The organism is Rathayibacter sp. AY1C5, assembly GCF_002931705.1.
Lineage (GTDB): Bacteria > Actinomycetota > Actinomycetes > Actinomycetales > Microbacteriaceae > Rathayibacter.
The window spans coordinates 53,481-67,946 of record NZ_PSWD01000015.1; the positions used below are offsets into that span (position 1 = coordinate 53,481).

The following is a 14,466-nucleotide window of genomic DNA, read 5'->3' on the forward strand; positions in this document are numbered from 1 at the left end:
TTGCACAAGCGGTCATCGACATCACGAGCAGAGCGGCGACGGTCAGCGAGACGCCCGTCCGCTGAAGAGAGCCTCTACCCGCCATGGGAGGCTCCCACGACCGCCTTCTGGAAGGCGGTCGGTCCGAGCGGCCGGTTCTCGGTCAGCAGGTCGAGTCGCCGGGAGACGGCCCACGCCGCGTTCTGCAGGGACTCGGTGTTCTTGTCGAGATACCCCGCGAGATCGCCGTCGTCGCTCTTCAGCGCAGCGTGATCCGTCACGATCCTCCCGGCGTCGCCTCCGGTCTCCACACCGAAGACGCGCGCGCCGAAGTCCTCGTCAGCGGGATCCGTGTGGTGGTTCCAGCTGAAGGCGCGGCCCATCCACGCGGCCTCGTCGCCGCTCTCGGTCTCGCCGAGGTACTTGTCCCGCGCCTGCCCCGCGAAGACGGATTCCGCGTGCAGGTCGCTCGCCTCGTCGACGCTGTCCGGGAGGCCGGCCGAGCCCAGCGTCACGACGACCCCGAGCTCGACGTCCGAGCGCGAGGCGGCGACGGCCATGACGGTGCTGCCGTAGGAGTGTGCGACGACGTTCGGCTTCGGCAGGTCGTCGCCCCGGACCGCGGAGAGCCCCTGGACAGCCGAGGCGAGTGCGGCGCCGCCGGCGACCGCCTGGTTCGAGGTGAGGACGTCCATGCCGTTCCCGCCGAGCCGCGCCATCGGCGGGGTCTCGTAGCCGATCCAGGAGACGACGGCGCTGCCGGGCGGGAGGAGCGACTGCAGATTCTGCGACGCCTTCGTCCATCGGGTCATGCTCTCCGTCGTCTGTCCCATCCCGGGGACGGCGTAGGTGACGTTCGTGGCGGTGTCGGGATCGCCGATCGAGACGGCGGCGAGCGGAGGCTCGTCGGCGGTCAGGGAGATGAGGAAGCGCGGTTCCTGACCGAGACCGCGCCGGAGCGATGCCCGCACGTCCCTCAGCGCCACCAGCTGCGACTCCACCGCCGCGAGTCGCTCCCCGTCGCCCGCCTTCCCGCGCAGGCCCGCCGCCTCGCTCCTCAGCGCCACGATCCGCGCCCTCAGCGCCCTCTCGTTCGCCCTCACCCGGGCGCGGTAGGGAACACCCTCCAGATTCCCGATCACCCCGGGCAGACCGGCGACCAGCGCCTCCTGCTGCGGCGAGAAGCGCGCGCCGTCCGTGGAGTCGAGGCTCCGCCACCAGTCGTTCACGAGGGTCGGAGCCAGTCGCCCGAGGCGCGCCGCGAGGTCGGGCGACGCCGCCAGGAGTGTCGCGAGATCGTCGGACGAGAGCGCCGCGAGGGAGTCGAGCAGGCTCCGGCCGCCCCGGGGCCGCGCCAGGGTGCCGACGGCGTCGAGGACCGGAACGGAGAGCGCCGCTCCCCCCGCGGCGGTGAAGGCCAGGGAGATCTGCTCGACCCAGGTCGCGTCGGCCGCACCGATCGACAGCAGCTCGCGGAAGCCCCGGAGCACCGAGAAGGACTCGACCGGCGCCCACGAGCAGCGGTTGCCGAAGGCTCCCCAGGCGGCCATCAGATCCTGGAGCCGGGAGCGCATCGCCTCGTCCGCCTGCCGGGTCTGCGAGACGAAGACGTCGAGGCGCTCGGGGTCGGCGGAGGTCGTGCCTCCCGCGGCGGGGCCGCCCGGGGACGTGCGGGGCACCGACCGGGGGGAGAACAGCGCACGGATCGGCGGAGGCACGACCGGCCGATCGGACGGCGGCCGGTCGACGACCTCTTCGACTCCCGCCGCGAGGGCCGCGACCGGATCGAGGCGGCGCTGCTGCTCGCGCTCGTCCGCCCGCCGCTCCCAGGCCGCGTACTCCTCCCGGCGCCGACGCTCCTCCTCGGCCTTCCGTGCCACGAGCCGAACCGTGTCGGCGAGCTCGTGCAGCTCGGCGCTCAGCCGACCGCGGTTCTCCCTGTCGCAGACGCAGACCCGGCGGAACAGCTCGGCGTACGCGCCGCGGAACTCGCCCAGCGCGTACTCGGCAGCGACGGACCTCAGCAGGCCCTCGGAGGCGAGCGCCTTCGCCGCCTCGTCCGAGGCGCGGACCAGCTCCGCCGCTGCTGCGTGGTCGAAAGAGAACAGGGTCATCGCCTCCTGAGTGAGAACATCTCAGGAAATGTAGAACGACTACGACGGCGTCGGCACCGGGTGGCGCGAGACGGCGCGCGGTCAGCGCGCCCGCGCCGCGTCCGGCGGCACGCAGAAGTGGCGCGGACCGCATCGGACCGCGCCACTCGTCCAGATCACGCGGCTCACTCCGCCGCGGTCAGCCGCTCCAGGTATCCCGCGAACGCACGCAGGTCCTCCTCGGGCCAGGCGCTCAGCGCCTCCTGCATCCGCTGCCGCTGACGGCCGCCGAGGTCGCGCATCCGCTCGCATCCGGCCGCGCTGAGCGAGAGGAACCGCGCTCGGCCGTCGGCGGGATCGGAGGTCATCTCGACCAGGCCCAGCTCGGCGAGCTGGCGGGCCTGGCGGCTGATCGCGCTGCGGTCGACCCCGAGCCGCTCCGCCGCGGCGCCGGAGTGGACCGGACCGCAGCGCTCGAGGATCCGCAGCAGCCGCAGTCCGAAGGGCGGCAGCGCCGGGTCGATCGACGCCGCCGCGTCCCGGACGGCGAGGCGCACCTGGACGGCGAGCACGGTGATCTGCTCCTCGACCTCGTGCAGCGCCTCGGCCGAGGGCGCGGCGGCGGGCATCAGGAGCGCTCGATCACGTCGACGGAGCCGGTGGGAGCGGCGTGGCGTGCGTGCCCGACCGGCTCCTCCTGCCGCTCGTCGTCGGCGTGGCGGCCGTGTCCGGCGGGAGTGGCCTCGCGACCCTCCCGGGCGTGCGTCGCGTCGTCCGTCCGCCGGGCCTGGCCGACGGGGCGGAGCGCCGCCTGGCCGTCCGAGGCGGCGATGAGGGCGTCCTCCGCGGCCTGCAGCGGAGTGGTCGGCTCCGCCTTGAGCTGCACCGCGTTCTTCGAGCCGAGACTCACGTTGGGCAGGAGGACGACGGCGATCAGCGTGACCACGGCGAGCGGGATGCTGTAGAGGAACACGTCGCCGACGCCGATCCCGTAGGCGCTCTCGACCACGACGCGCACGGCGTCGGGCAGGGTGGCCGGCTGCGGGATCGTGCCGCTGCCCAGCGCCTGCGCGGCGAGAGCCTGGTCGGCGGGAGCGAGCCCCGCGATGCCGGTCTTGATGCGGTCGGCGATCACGGTGCCGAGCATCGAGCCCAGGACCGAGACTCCGACGGTGCCGCCGAGGCTGCGGAAGAACGTGACCGCGCTGGTCGCGACGCCGAGGTTCTTCACCTCGATCGAGTTCTGCACCACCAGGACGAGGTTCTGCATCAGCATGCCCAGGCCGGCGCCGAGGACGGCCATGTAGATCCCGACGAGGACCAGGTCCGTGTCGTAGCGGAGGGTGCTGAGGAGGGAGGTTCCGATCACGGCGAGCACGCCGCCGCTGATCATGATCGCCTTCCACTTGCCGGTGCGCGAGATGATCCCGCCGAAGATCGTCGAGGCGATCAGCAGGCCGGCCATCATCGGGATGGTGAGCAGGCCCGACTGGGTCGGCGTGGCTCCGCGGGCCAGCTGCATGTACTGCGCGAGGAAGACGGCGACGCCGAACATCGAGACGCCGACCGAGATGCTCGCGACGACGGCGAGGCTGAAGGTGCGGTTCTTGAACATCCCCATCGGGATGATCGGCTCGGCCACGGTGAGCTCGGTGATCACGGCGGCGATCAGCAGCACGACGGCACCGCCGACCATGACCGCGGTCTCCCACGAGGCCCAGTCGAAGTTCTTGCCGGCGAGGGAGACCCAGATCAGCAGGAGCGAGACGCCGCCCGCGATGAGCACGGCGCCGAGGTAGTCGATCCGCACCTTCCGCTTGGGGTGCGCGGGGAGGCGGAGGGTCATCTGGAGGAGGACGATCGCGACGATCGCGACGGGCATCGCGATGAAGAAGTTCCAGCGCCAGCCGAACGCGTCGGTCACGACGCCGCCCAGGAGCGGGCCGCCGACGGTGCCGATCGCCATCACGCCGCCGAAGAGGCCGGCGTACTTGCCGCGCTCACGGGGGCTGATGATGTCGGCCATGATGATCTGGCTCAGCGCGGCGAGTCCGCCGGCGCCCAGGCCCTGGAACACGCGGAAGACGATCAGCATGTTCGTGTCCTGCGAGAAGCCGGCCAGAGCGGAGCCGATGACGAACAGGCCGAGGGCGAGCTGGATCAGCAGCTTGCGGTTGAACAGGTCGGCGAACTTGCCCCAGAGCGGGGTGGAGACCGTGGTCGCGAGCAGGGTCGCGGTGACGACCCAGGTGTAGGCGTTCTGGTCGCCCTTGAGGTCGGAGATGATCCGGGGCAGCGAGGTCGACACGACCGTGCCCGCGAGGATCGAGACGAACATGCCCAGCAGCAGGCCGCTGAGCGATTCGAGCACCTGGCGGTGCGACATGGCGCCGTCCGGCCCGGCGGGGGCGTGCGGCGCGGTGGTTCCGCGCGATGCGGCGCGGTGTTCGGGGTGTGACATGGGCTCCTCTTCAGCACGGCGGCGGTTCTAGTTGACTGCGATCAACTATTGACCGAGAGCAACTATATAGCCGGGCGTCACGAATCTCCAGTGGCACTCTGCTGCCGTCCAGGCGCCGCTCCGGCCGCGCCTATCCTCGGAGCATGGACAACATCGATCGGAAGATCCTCGATCTGCTGCGCCAGAACTCCCGCGCGGGCTACGGCGACATCGGCGGCGTGGTCGGGCTCTCCGCCTCCGCGGTGAAGCGCCGCGTCGACCGCCTCGTGGCCGACGGCGTGATCCGCGGCTTCACGATCAAGGTCGACCCCGCGGTCGACGGCATGGCCACCGAGGCCTACGTCGAGCTCTTCTGCCGCGGCACCGTCGCTCCGGACGAGCTCCGCCGCATCCTCTCCGCGGTCCCCGAGGTCGTCGACGCGGGCACGGTCACCGGCTCCGCCGACGCGATCGTCCACATCCGCTCGCGCGACATCCCCAGCCTCGAGCTCGCCCTCGAGAAGGTCCGCATCGCGCCCAACGTCGACCACACGCGCTCCGCGATCGTCCTCTCCCGCCTCATCCAGCGCAGCGAGGCCTGACGGATCGCGCCATCTCCTCGACGCGCGTCGCGACCGCCTGGTACTCCATACCTGTATGGTGAATCCAGGAGGGCGAGCATGAGCGACAGGGAACAGGCCGGTACGGCGGCACGACGCAGACGGCGCATCTGGCTGATGCTGCCGGCACTGTTCGTCGGCGTCCTGGCCGGGCACCTCGTCGCGACCGCGGTGGGCGCCGAGGATCCGTGGGTCGTCGTGGTCACCGCCGCCGTCGCGGCAGCGGTGGCGTCCGTCGTCCTCGCCCTCGTCGACCGGCGGCGCTGAGCCCTCCCTCCTGGATCGGAATCCGAGGGAGGGAACGACGATGGAACGACAGAGGACGAGCACGGCACTGGTGGCGGCGGCGGCCGCTCTGCTGGCGGTGCCGCTGTTCACAGCGCAGGCCGCGCACGCCGAGCCGGCGAGGCAGGAGACGAGCAGCCGGGTGCACCTCGAGGCACGGGGCGGATCGGCGTCGACGGTGACCTTCGACGTCACCGACGGCACGCGGATCGTCGAGCTGGCGGGCGGCGGGGTCGGCTTCACGGACGGCGCCGAGACGTCCGACGCACTCCCGGAGAGGATCGACGTCGGACGCGGCCGCACCGTGTCGGGCCACTGGTCGATCGACGACTCCGACACGCTCACCTTCCACTTCGCCCCGGACTCGGCGTCCCGCTCGGCGGTGGGTGGCCTGCACCTGAACAGCGACTGGAGCTCGCCCGAGTGGGGCCACTGCGTCGCCGGGAGCGGCGTCAGCGGTGCCGCGACCGGCGGGGTGATCGGCGCGATCTCCGGTCCCGGCGCGATCGCCTCCGCGACCGGCGGGCTGCTCGCGGGGATCATCGGCGGAGCGATCACCTGCTGAGCGCCGCCTCCTGAACGACCCGGATCAGGCGGGCGCGTCCGCTGCGGTGTGGACGCGCTCTCCGCCGATCCAGGTGCCCAGCACCCGGGTGTCCCCGATCGCCCCGGGGTCGCCGGCGAAGGGGTCCCGGTCCAGCAGGGCGAAGTCCGCCGCGAGTCCCACGGCGATCGAGCCCGACTCGCCCTCCAGGCCGTTCACCCACGCCGAGCCGGCCGTGGAGGCGGAGAGGGCGGTGGCGAGGTCGAGGCGCTGCTCCGGGAGGAACACCTCCTCGCTCCACCCCGGCTCGCGCTCGGACGGCGCCGAGAGCCGGTTCACCGCGACGTGGATCGCGGCGAGCGGGTCGGGCGTCGACACCGGCCAGTCGCTCCCCGACGCGAGCACCGCGCCCGAGCGGAGCAGGTCGCCGAACGGGTACTGCCACGAGCCGCGCCGCTCACCGAGGAACGGCAGCGTCAGCTCCACCATCTGCGGCTCCAGCGAGGCCCACAGCATCTGCAGGTTGGCCGCGACGTCGAGCGCACGGAAGCGCGGCAGGTCGTCCGGATGCACGACCTGCAGGTGGGCGAGGTGGTGGCGGTTGCCGCGGCGCCCGTTCGCCTGGATCGCCCGCTCGACCGCGTCCAGGCACTCGCGTACGGCACGATCGCCGATCGCGTGGAAGTGCACCTGGAACCCGGCCGCGTCCAGGAGCGGCACGGCCTCGTTCAGGAGGCGCGGGTCGACCATCGAGAGGCCGTCGCCGTGACCGTGGCCGCCGTGCCCGTCGAGGTAGGGCTCGAGCATCGCCGCCGTGAAGTTCTCGGCGACCCCGTCCTGCATGATCTTGACGGTCGTCGGAGCGAAGCCGTCGGCGGCGAGCGCCGCGCGCCGCTCGACGAGCTCCGGGATCTGCTCGACGCCGCGGCCCCGGTCCCACCACAGCGCACCGCGGACGCGCCCGGTCAGCTCGCCGCTCAGCGCCGCGCGGCGGTACACCGGACCGGGGTCGCCCACATCGCCGTAGGAGCCGATGATCGCGTCCTGCCACGCCGTCACTCCGAACGAGTGCAGGGTCTCCTGCCCGAGGAGCAGCGCCCGGTGGAGCTCGTCCGCGCTCGCGGGCGGGAGGTGGCGGCGGACCGCGTCCATCGCCCCCTCGTGCAGGGTGCCGGAGGGGGTGCCGTCGGCCAGGCGCTCGATGCGGCCGTCGGCGGGGTCCGGCGTCGTGCGGTCGATCCCCGCGAGGCGCAGTGCGGCGGAGTTGACCCAGGCGCCGTGCCCGTCGGCGTTGGTGAGGAAGGCGGGCCGGTCAGGGACGACCGTGTCGAGCTCGCGGGCGGTCGGGGTGCCTCCGGGGAAGTCGGGCAGGTTCCAGCCGCCGCCGAGGATCCACTCCGCTCCGCTCTCCCGAGCCGCGTACTCGGCGACCGTCGCCAGGTGCTCAGCGGGCGACCCTCCCGCTCCGAGCCAGCAGCGCAGCAGCGCGGCGCCGCCCCAGACCGGGTGCACGTGGGCGTCCTGGAAGCCGGGGACGAGCATCCGGCCCTCGAGGTCGACCACCTCGGTGCGCGGCCCGATCAGGTCGGAGGCGTCGGCGCCGACCGCGACGATCCGCCCTCCGACGACAGCGACGCCGTGCGCTCGGGAGCGCACGGCGTCGGCGGTGAAGACGGCGCCGCCGGTCAGGACGAGATCGGCGGCGCGCACGGGTTCAGAAGCCCGCGGGAGCGAAGGCCTGCGTCATCTGGGAGAAGAGCGACACCGTCCAGCCGATCGCGATGAGGAACGACACGACCACGACGCCGAGGAAGACCCAGAGCGGGAGGAGGCCGCCGCCGGTCACGCGCTTCACGACCACGCTGCGGCCGATCACGTAGACGTAGGGAGCGGCGAGGAAGGCCCACGCCCAGTGGAACGGACGCTGCAGGCCGGCTCGCTTCAGCTGGCGCCAGTCGAGGAAGGCGAAGACGACCTCCGCCGCGTAGATCAGGAAGCCGACGACCTGGAGCACGCCGAGGCCGACGAGGTAGGCCGTCGACATCCCCATCGAGGAGCTCGGCCCGTAGGTCGAGGCCATCGACGAGTCGACGATCGCGCTCGGCGGGAGGAGGAAGATCGACAGCGCCGAGAGCAGCGGCAGGAGGACCACCACCCAGATCCACGGGGTGGACGTGACGATGCTCGTGTCACGCTGCTGCACGGGTGCTCCGGGAGCCGCGGAGTAGGCCGGGTACTGCGGCTGCTGCTGGTTGTAGGGCTGCTGCGGCTGCTGGCCGTAGGGCTGCTGGCCGTACCCCTGCTGGCCGTACTGCTGGGGAGCCTGCTGGCCGTAGCCCTGCTGCGGCTGCTGCTGGCCGGAGGGCTGCTGCGGCTGCGGCTGCTGACCGGCGCCCTGCTGGCCGTAGCCCTGCTGCCCGTAGCTCTGCTGCCCGTAGCTCTGCTGCGGGTCGGCGGACGACGGCTGCTGCGGATACCGACCCGAGGCCGACTGTCCGTAGCTCGTCGCCGCTCCGCTCGACGTCTCCCCGTAGGCGGGACGCTCGGCGGGCGGCGCGGGCGGAGTCGGTGCGGTCGGCGGAACGGGAGTCGCGGCGGCCTGCGCCGACCCGCTCCCGGCCGGGGCGGTGGGAGTGGCCGCCGGCGCGTCGCGGAGCGACTCCGTCCAGCCGGTCCCGTCCCACCAGCGCTGACGGGACGAGCCCGCCGGGTCCGGGTACCACCCGGCGCGGGGTCCGGAGGCCTCGCCGCCCGTGCTCGCGCCCTGGTCCGTGCCGGTTCCGTTGTCGTCCGTCATGGCGTCCTCCACTCCCCTCCGGGCGTCTGCCCGCGATCTCGGACCACCGTAGCGCCGCGACACGATGCGTGGCCTGAGGGCGGGCTGATCGCGCGCTGTCCGAGCGCTGTCCGCACCGGCAGGCGCCGGAGGCCGCCGACCGCCAGGATGGACGCATGCCCCACCTCCTCCGAGCCCGCGCCGCCCTCTTCGACATGGACGGGACGCTCGTCGACTCGACGGCCGTCGTGGAGACCATCTGGGGTGCCTTCGCCGAGCGCTTCGCTCTCGACCACGACGCGGTGCTCGGCGCCGTTCACGGTGTCCGCGCCGCCGACAGCGTCCGCCGCTTCGCCCCGGCCGGCAGCGACGTCGACGCGATCGTCGCGGAGCTCGACGCGTACGAGCTCGAGCACACCGAGGGCACCGTCGAGATCCCCGGCGCGACGGCGTTCCTCGCCTCACTCCCCCGCGAGCGCGTCGCCCTGGTCACGTCCGCGAGCCCGGCGCTGGCGGCCGCACGTCTGGCTGCGGCGGGCGTCCCCTCCCCCGACACCGTCGTCACCGCGCACGACGTCGCGAACGGCAAGCCTGCTCCCGACGGCTACCTCGCCGCCGCGGCCCTGCTCGGCGTCTCCCCCGAGGACGCGCTGGTGTTCGAGGACGCCGAGGCCGGCATCCGGGCGGGTCTGGACGCCGGCATGCGCGTGATCGTCGTCGGGAGCCACGAGAGCGCGAGCACCCGGGGTCTGCCCCGGATCGCGCACTACTCCGACGCACGCGCCGTGCTCGAGGGCGACGAGCTCGTCGTCACCCTCGGCGGGCCTCAGTAGCGGATCGCGTCGATCACCTTCACCCGCACGGCGACGATCGCCGGCACCAGGCCCGCGAGCGCGCCGACGAGGGTCGCCGCCCCGAGCCCGAGCAGCGCCGCCTCGGCCGGGAAAGGCGGGATGTCAGCGATCCCGTTGTCCTGCACGAAGGCCACGGTCCAGGGGTTGGTGACGAGGATGACCGCGATCGTCACGCCGACCACTCCGGCGACGACGGTCGCCACGACGCTCTCCATCATGATCGAGAAGAAGATGCGGCCGGAGGAGGCGCCGAAGCTGCGCCGGATGCCGATCTCGCGGATCCGCTGCCGGACGGTGACCAGGGCGATGTTGAGCAGTCCGAGCGCGCCGAGCGCCAGCACCAGGCCCGCCACGCCGCCGATCACCCAGGTCAGCACGCCGAAGGGGTCGGAGTCGTAGACCAGGTAGTCCTGCCGGTCGACCGACACCTCGAAGTCGGATCCCAGGGCGCCGGCCACGTCGCGCTCCACCGCCGCGGCGAGGGGCTCGGCCAGGTCGAGCGGCACCCACATCTCGTAGTTCGGCACGCCCTGCCCGCCGTACTGCGGGTCGGCGTCGCGGGCGACCGCCGGGTAGGCGTCCGCGAGCATCATCATCGACGGATCCGTCTCGAACTGCGAGGAGGGAGTCACGCCGACCACCACGCCCGTGACGTCGCGCTCGGAGCCGAGCAGGGTGACCACCGGGTGGGTGCGCAGATCCGGGCTCCCGATCCGCTCCCAGAAGCGCTCGTTGACGACGAGGGCGGGAGCGAGGCGCTGGGAGTCGCGGGCGGTGAACCAGGAGCCGTCCACGATCTTCAGCCGGTGCATCTCGGCGAAGGGCTGGTCGACCGCCTGCACCGCGACGTCGACGGCGCCGTCGGCGAACTGGACGCGCGCGCTGCCGTAGGTCGAGCGGCTCGCGTAGGTGATGGAGTACCGCTCGAGCGCACCGGTCCACGCGGCCTGGAGTGCGTCGGCATCCACCTCGGCGGTGCCGGTGCCGGAGGGGTAGGCGGAGAGGAAGAGGCTCGCCGGGCGCCCGCTGGAGCGCTCGGCCTGCTCGATGCTGGCCTGGCGGGCGATGCCGCCGGCGGCGACGACCGCGGTCAGGGCGGCGACGGCCACCGCGACTCCGATCAGCGAGAGCAGCACGCGGCCGCGGTGGATCCGCAGCTCGGTCCACGCCTCGACGATCGCGCCGGCGATCCCGACGAGCACGCGCATCAGAGGACCCCCGCCTCGGCGACGGGGCCCGCATCCGCGGTCGAGCCCAGTCGGCCGTGGTCGAGCCGGTAGTGGCGCTCGGCCCGCGCCGCGATGGCCGGGTCGTGGGTGATGGTGACCAGCGCGGAGCCGGACTCGCGGGCGATCTCGTCGAGCAGGCCCATCACGCTCTCGCCGGTGTCGGTGTCGAGGGCGCCCGTCGGCTCGTCGGCGAGGATCAGCCGCGGTCGGCGCACCAGGGCGCGGGCGATCGCGATCCGCTGCTGCTCGCCGCCGGACATGCGCCCGGGCATCGAGTCCACGCGGTGCCCGAGGCCGACCCGCTCCAGCATCTCGGCCGCGAGGTCGCGGCGGCGCCAGAACTCCGATCCGGTCGCGTAGAGCAGCGGCGTCATCACGTTCTCGCGGGCGGTCCGCCCCTCCAGCAGGTTGAACTGCTGGAAGATGAAGCCGATGCTGCCGCCGCGGATGCGCGCGCGGGCCCGCGAGGACAGGGTCTCGGTGGGAGCGCCCTCGAGCAGCATCCGCCCCTCGGTGGGCTCGTCGATGAGTCCGAGGATGTTGAGCAGCGTCGACTTGCCGGAACCGCTGCGGCCCACGACCGAGACGTGGTCGCCCTCGCCCACCTCGAGATCGACTCCGTCGAGGATCGTCAGCGGCGGCGCGTCGGGCAGCGGGACGACCTTGCGGATCCCCTCGAGCCGGAGGATCGTCACGAGCAGAAGACCGAGCCGTCGGGCTGCGCGATGCAGTCGCCGCCCAGCTGGACGTCGGGAGCAGCCTCCTCCGCGCCCGGCACGAACTGCAGGAGCTCGGCGCCCTCCTCCACTCCGCCGGTGATCTCGACGGAGCTGCCGTCGGTGAGTCCCAGCGTCACCGGGACCTCCTCGGTGCTGCCGTCGTCCGCCCGGCGGAACACGACGCCGGACTGGGCGGTGCCCTCGACCGCGGTGGTCGGCACGACGAGGACGTCCTCCGCCTTGCCTCCCGCGAGCGTCACCGAGGCGGCGAGCCCGGGGAACACGGTGACCTCCGTCGGCACCTGGCAGGTGAAGCTCGTGCCGGAGCCGCCGGTGGAGGTTCCACCGCCGCCGCCGTCCGTCGCTCCGCCGGTCGTGCCGCCCTCGCCGGCTCCGGCGAGAGGGGTGCTGATGGTGAGGTCGGTGCAGGTGAAGCCGGCGGGCCCGCCGGTGATCGCGACCTGCGCCTCCGTCGGCCGGTTCTGGATGCGGTAGAGCTGCTGCGCGTCGATCGTGCCGGTGACGGCGTAGCTCGGCGGCGCGACCTGTCCGGTCACCTCGCCGACCGTGACGGCCTGGTCGTGGATGACGCCGAGGGCGCTGAGGGTGCCGCCGGTCGCGGCGTAGACCCGCTCGAAGCGCACGGAGGGCTCCTGCTGGGTGAGGGTGACGGCGCCGTCCGGGCCGGTCGTCTCGACCGGGTCGCGCGGAGTCTCGACGCGGATGTCGTAGATGAGATCGCCCGACGCGACGGCCGCGCCCTGCTGCACGTAGACGTCGTCGACCGTTCCGGCCGCCGTCGCCTTCAGCGGCACGGCGGGGTCGGCGGCGACGGTGCCCTGGAGGGTGAGGTCGTTGGTGACCGTGCCGCGGGCGACCGTGACGGTCGGCTCGGTGATCTCACCGGTCGGCTGCGTCGGATCGGCCTCGGCCGCGCCGTCCGGGAAGAACGCGATCTTCACCAGGGCGATGCTCGCCGCTCCGATGATGACCATCCATACGATCGGGAACACCCAACGCCGAACCGCACCCATCAAGTCCCCCGACTCCGCTTCCAGGGCGCTCCGCCGTGGGGCGCCGGAGGCAGCCTATCCGGCGGGGAGGTCGCGTCACGGACCGTGGCGCGCCCGTCAGCCGGCGAGCGCCGCGACGATCGAGGCGACGCGGCGCGCCCTCGTCTCGGCGGCCTTCGCGCCCTCGACAGACGTGACGTGGGCCTTCCGCGCGCTGGGCGAGAGCGCGGCGAAGCGCTCCGCAGCGCCCGCCGAGGCCAGCGCGGACGCCAGGTCCTCCGGCACGACGACCTCGCGCGGCGCGGTGTCGAGCTCGATCACGACGTCGATCGCGTCACCGCCGGCGAGCTGCGTCTCGCGGCGCTTCTCGGCCGAGAACGGGATGAGCGCGCGTCCGCCCATCGCTCCGACCGTGCTGGTGAAGCGGTAGCCGTTCACCGTCACCGCGACGGCGGGACGCTTACCGCCGCCGAGTGCCTCGAGGACCTCGGGCGGCACCTCGATGCCGGTGTTGTTGCCGATCTGGAAGAGCGTCGCGGTGAACTGCACGAGGCGATGATGGCACGGACTCCCGCGTGTCGCGCGGCCGATCGCCGTACGGACGCGGAGGGCCGTCGACTCGATCCTCGTCGACCTTCCGTTCACGGATCCGGAGCGCTCGAGGGCGTTCTCCCCGGCGCTCGGCCGGACCCTGGATCTCCTTTTCAGCCCTGAATCCTCTGTTCAGCGGCGACGCCGCCTGCTCCGTCGCCTCCGAGCACGTGTCCGCGATGCTCCTCCCGCACCCCTCCTTCTCGACCTCCAGGTCGAAGGAGATCGTCGACGCGCGCTCCCAGGTGCAGGGCCTCTTCGCGGTGAGCGTCGGCAGCCGGGAGGAGGTCGGCGAGGTGCTCGGGAACGGGCCGGCCTCCGGCGGCGCCGAGCCGGTCGCGGTGCAGGACCTCGGCTCCATGCGGGCGCGCGGCCTCGAGGACCCTGACGGCCACGTCCGGGAGTCCCTGTACACGGATCCGGCCGCGGCCGAGGCCGGTCCGCCCCGGGAGTGAGGGGTCGGCGCGCTCAGCAGGAGCGGGTGTCGGGGTCTCCGAGCGAGGAGCGCACGGCGTCGACCGTCATCCTGCCCTCGGGGTCGAGCCGGGCGAGCATGCGCGACATGATGTCGGCCAGCTGCGGGATCTGGTCGGCGTCGAGCGGATCGATGACGTCGGCCAGCACGGTCGCGACGTGACCGGGCGCCGTGTCGACGATCTTCTGGAGGCCGGCGTCGGTGAGCACCGCGTTCGTGGCGCGGCCGTCGGAGGCGCAGGGGCGGCGCTCGAGGTAGCCGCGGGCGACGAGGCGGGTCACCACGTGCGAGAGCCGGGGCAGGGTCGCGTTGGTGCGGGCGGCGAGCGTGGTCATCCGGAGGGCGCGGTCGGGCGCCTCGGACAGCATCGCCAGCGTCAGGTACTCGAAGTGCGTGAGCCCCGCGTCGCGCTGCAGCTGCGTGTCGAGGGCGCCCGGCAGCAGTTCCACGACCGCGATGAAGCGCAGCCAGGCGTCGAGCTGATCGGGCGTCAGCCAGCGTGTCTCGGGCGCACTCATCCCCCCACCCTACCCACTACTTGCCGCGACAAGTAAGTCCCCCCGCGCCTCGTTGAGCCGCGTCCCGGGGCTCCGTCGGGAGGCCGACCCGCGCCAGCCTGATCTCACCATCCCCGCGAGCACCGCCCCCGAGGCGAACCAGCGATCCGCGTACCAGCGGATCGCTGCAGCCGTACGCACCCCGCCCTGCAGAACGCACCCCGTCGAGAAGCCGACCGCGCCACACAGAATCCACACCATCCCCGCGAGCACCGCCCCCGAGGCGAACCAGCGATCCGCGTGCGAGCGGATCGTTGTAGCCGAACGCCCCCGCTCCTCAGAACGCACCCC

Annotated in this window: 15 protein-coding genes; 5 read left to right on the top strand and 10 right to left on the bottom strand. The window is 73.0% G+C overall.

All coding sequences use genetic code 11. From position 1 onward, the window contains the following. Positions 1-74: 74 nt before the first annotated feature. From C5C57_RS11625 to C5C57_RS11635, 3 genes are all read right to left on the bottom strand, one after another. Positions 75-2,093: an alpha/beta hydrolase gene (locus C5C57_RS11625; RefSeq protein ID WP_104246906.1), complete on the bottom strand. Its 2,019-nt coding sequence runs from the start codon at positions 2,091-2,093 to the stop codon at positions 75-77. 164 nt (positions 2,094-2,257) lie between these two features. After that, positions 2,258-2,701, bottom strand: coding sequence for a MarR family winged helix-turn-helix transcriptional regulator (locus tag C5C57_RS11630; protein ID WP_104222853.1), 444 nt, complete (start codon positions 2,699-2,701; stop codon positions 2,258-2,260). Further along, positions 2,701-4,458 carry an MDR family MFS transporter gene (locus C5C57_RS11635; protein ID WP_104222854.1) on the bottom strand — a complete coding sequence of 586 codons (1,758 nt, stop codon included), beginning with the start codon at positions 4,456-4,458 and terminating at the stop codon, positions 2,701-2,703. Before C5C57_RS11635 ends, C5C57_RS11630 begins: the two co-directional genes overlap by 1 nt. 218 nt (positions 4,459-4,676) lie before the next feature. On the opposite strand from C5C57_RS11635, the gene C5C57_RS11640 reads away from it, so the two are divergent. The 3 genes from C5C57_RS11640 (at position 4,677) to C5C57_RS11645 (ending at position 5,982) form a co-directional block, all read left to right on the top strand. After that, on the top strand, positions 4,677-5,114 hold the full coding sequence (locus tag C5C57_RS11640) for an Lrp/AsnC family transcriptional regulator (RefSeq protein WP_104222855.1): 438 nt from the start codon (positions 4,677-4,679) through the stop codon (positions 5,112-5,114). Positions 5,115-5,192: 78 nt separating this feature from the next. Further along, a complete protein-coding gene (locus C5C57_RS17785) occupies positions 5,193-5,399 on the top strand; it encodes a hypothetical protein (protein WP_146082420.1) in 207 nt (68 codons plus the stop codon). Positions 5,400-5,439: 40 nt separating this feature from the next. Next, complete coding sequence (locus tag C5C57_RS11645; RefSeq protein ID WP_104327357.1) at positions 5,440-5,982, top strand: hypothetical protein; 543 nt, start codon at positions 5,440-5,442, stop codon at positions 5,980-5,982. A gap of 24 nt (positions 5,983-6,006) precedes the next feature. Here C5C57_RS11645 and C5C57_RS11650 read toward each other — a convergent pair whose 3' ends face one another. Beyond that, a complete protein-coding gene (locus C5C57_RS11650) occupies positions 6,007-7,671 on the bottom strand; it encodes an amidohydrolase (RefSeq protein WP_104246908.1) in 1,665 nt (554 codons plus the stop codon). A 4-nt stretch (positions 7,672-7,675) separates the two neighbouring features. Continuing rightward, entirely contained in the window at positions 7,676-8,758 is a 1,083-nt protein-coding gene (locus C5C57_RS11655) for a DUF2510 domain-containing protein (protein WP_146082421.1), read from the bottom strand. 155 nt (positions 8,759-8,913) lie between these two features. Here C5C57_RS11655 and C5C57_RS11660 point away from each other — a divergent pair, with 155 nt between their 5' ends. Next, positions 8,914-9,570 carry an HAD-IA family hydrolase gene (locus C5C57_RS11660; RefSeq protein WP_104237636.1) on the top strand — a complete coding sequence of 219 codons (657 nt, stop codon included), beginning with the start codon at positions 8,914-8,916 and terminating at the stop codon, positions 9,568-9,570. On the opposite strand, the gene C5C57_RS11665 is transcribed toward C5C57_RS11660, so the two are convergent. The 4 genes from C5C57_RS11665 to C5C57_RS11680 form a co-directional block, all read right to left on the bottom strand. After that, positions 9,564-10,799 carry an ABC transporter permease gene (locus tag C5C57_RS11665; protein ID WP_104246910.1) on the bottom strand — a complete coding sequence of 412 codons (1,236 nt, stop codon included), beginning with the start codon at positions 10,797-10,799 and terminating at the stop codon, positions 9,564-9,566. The two genes, C5C57_RS11660 and C5C57_RS11665, sit on opposite strands and share 7 nt — an antisense overlap. Next, complete coding sequence (locus tag C5C57_RS11670; RefSeq protein ID WP_104246911.1) at positions 10,799-11,515, bottom strand: ABC transporter ATP-binding protein; 717 nt, start codon at positions 11,513-11,515, stop codon at positions 10,799-10,801. The genes C5C57_RS11665 and C5C57_RS11670 overlap by 1 nt, the downstream gene beginning before the upstream one ends. Beyond that, entirely contained in the window at positions 11,512-12,534 is a 1,023-nt protein-coding gene (locus C5C57_RS11675) for an efflux RND transporter periplasmic adaptor subunit (protein WP_104246912.1), read from the bottom strand. Before C5C57_RS11675 ends, C5C57_RS11670 begins: the two co-directional genes overlap by 4 nt. Positions 12,535-12,669: 135 nt before the next feature. Then, on the bottom strand, positions 12,670-13,101 hold the full coding sequence (locus tag C5C57_RS11680) for a YdeI/OmpD-associated family protein (protein WP_104246913.1): 432 nt from the start codon (positions 13,099-13,101) through the stop codon (positions 12,670-12,672). Positions 13,102-13,313: 212 nt separating this feature from the next. Between C5C57_RS11680 and C5C57_RS11685 the strand changes: the two genes are divergently transcribed. Beyond that, on the top strand, positions 13,314-13,598 hold the full coding sequence (locus C5C57_RS11685; protein WP_104246914.1) for a VOC family protein: 285 nt from the start codon (positions 13,314-13,316) through the stop codon (positions 13,596-13,598). A gap of 13 nt (positions 13,599-13,611) precedes the next feature. On the opposite strand, the gene C5C57_RS11690 is transcribed toward C5C57_RS11685, so the two are convergent. Next, on the bottom strand, positions 13,612-14,136 hold the full coding sequence (locus C5C57_RS11690) for a MarR family winged helix-turn-helix transcriptional regulator (protein WP_104246915.1): 525 nt from the start codon (positions 14,134-14,136) through the stop codon (positions 13,612-13,614). Positions 14,137-14,466: the final 330 nt, after the last annotated feature.

Excerpts from the sequence above, each read along its gene's own strand:
- C5C57_RS11630 (WP_104222853.1), bottom strand. The coding sequence starts at position 2,701 with ATGCCCGCCGCCGCGCCCTCGGCCGAGGCGCTGCACGAGGTCGAGGAG.
- C5C57_RS11640 (WP_104222855.1), top strand. The coding sequence starts at position 4,677 with ATGGACAACATCGATCGGAAGATCCTCGATCTGCTGCGCCAGAACTCC.
- C5C57_RS11655 (WP_146082421.1), bottom strand. The coding sequence starts at position 8,758 with ATGACGGACGACAACGGAACCGGCACGGACCAGGGCGCGAGCACGGGC.
- C5C57_RS11625 (WP_104246906.1), bottom strand. The coding sequence starts at position 2,093 with ATGACCCTGTTCTCTTTCGACCACGCAGCAGCGGCGGAGCTGGTCCGC.
- C5C57_RS11635 (WP_104222854.1), bottom strand. The coding sequence starts at position 4,458 with ATGTCGCACCGCCAGGTGCTCGAATCGCTCAGCGGCCTGCTGCTGGGC.
- C5C57_RS11690 (WP_104246915.1), bottom strand. The coding sequence starts at position 14,136 with ATGAGTGCGCCCGAGACACGCTGGCTGACGCCCGATCAGCTCGACGCC.
- C5C57_RS11675 (WP_104246912.1), bottom strand. The coding sequence starts at position 12,534 with ATGGTCATCATCGGAGCGGCGAGCATCGCCCTGGTGAAGATCGCGTTC.
- C5C57_RS11665 (WP_104246910.1), bottom strand. The coding sequence starts at position 10,799 with ATGCGCGTGCTCGTCGGGATCGCCGGCGCGATCGTCGAGGCGTGGACC.
- C5C57_RS11660 (WP_104237636.1), top strand. The coding sequence starts at position 8,914 with ATGCCCCACCTCCTCCGAGCCCGCGCCGCCCTCTTCGACATGGACGGG.
- C5C57_RS11645 (WP_104327357.1), top strand. The coding sequence starts at position 5,440 with ATGGAACGACAGAGGACGAGCACGGCACTGGTGGCGGCGGCGGCCGCT.
- C5C57_RS17785 (WP_146082420.1), top strand. The coding sequence starts at position 5,193 with ATGAGCGACAGGGAACAGGCCGGTACGGCGGCACGACGCAGACGGCGC.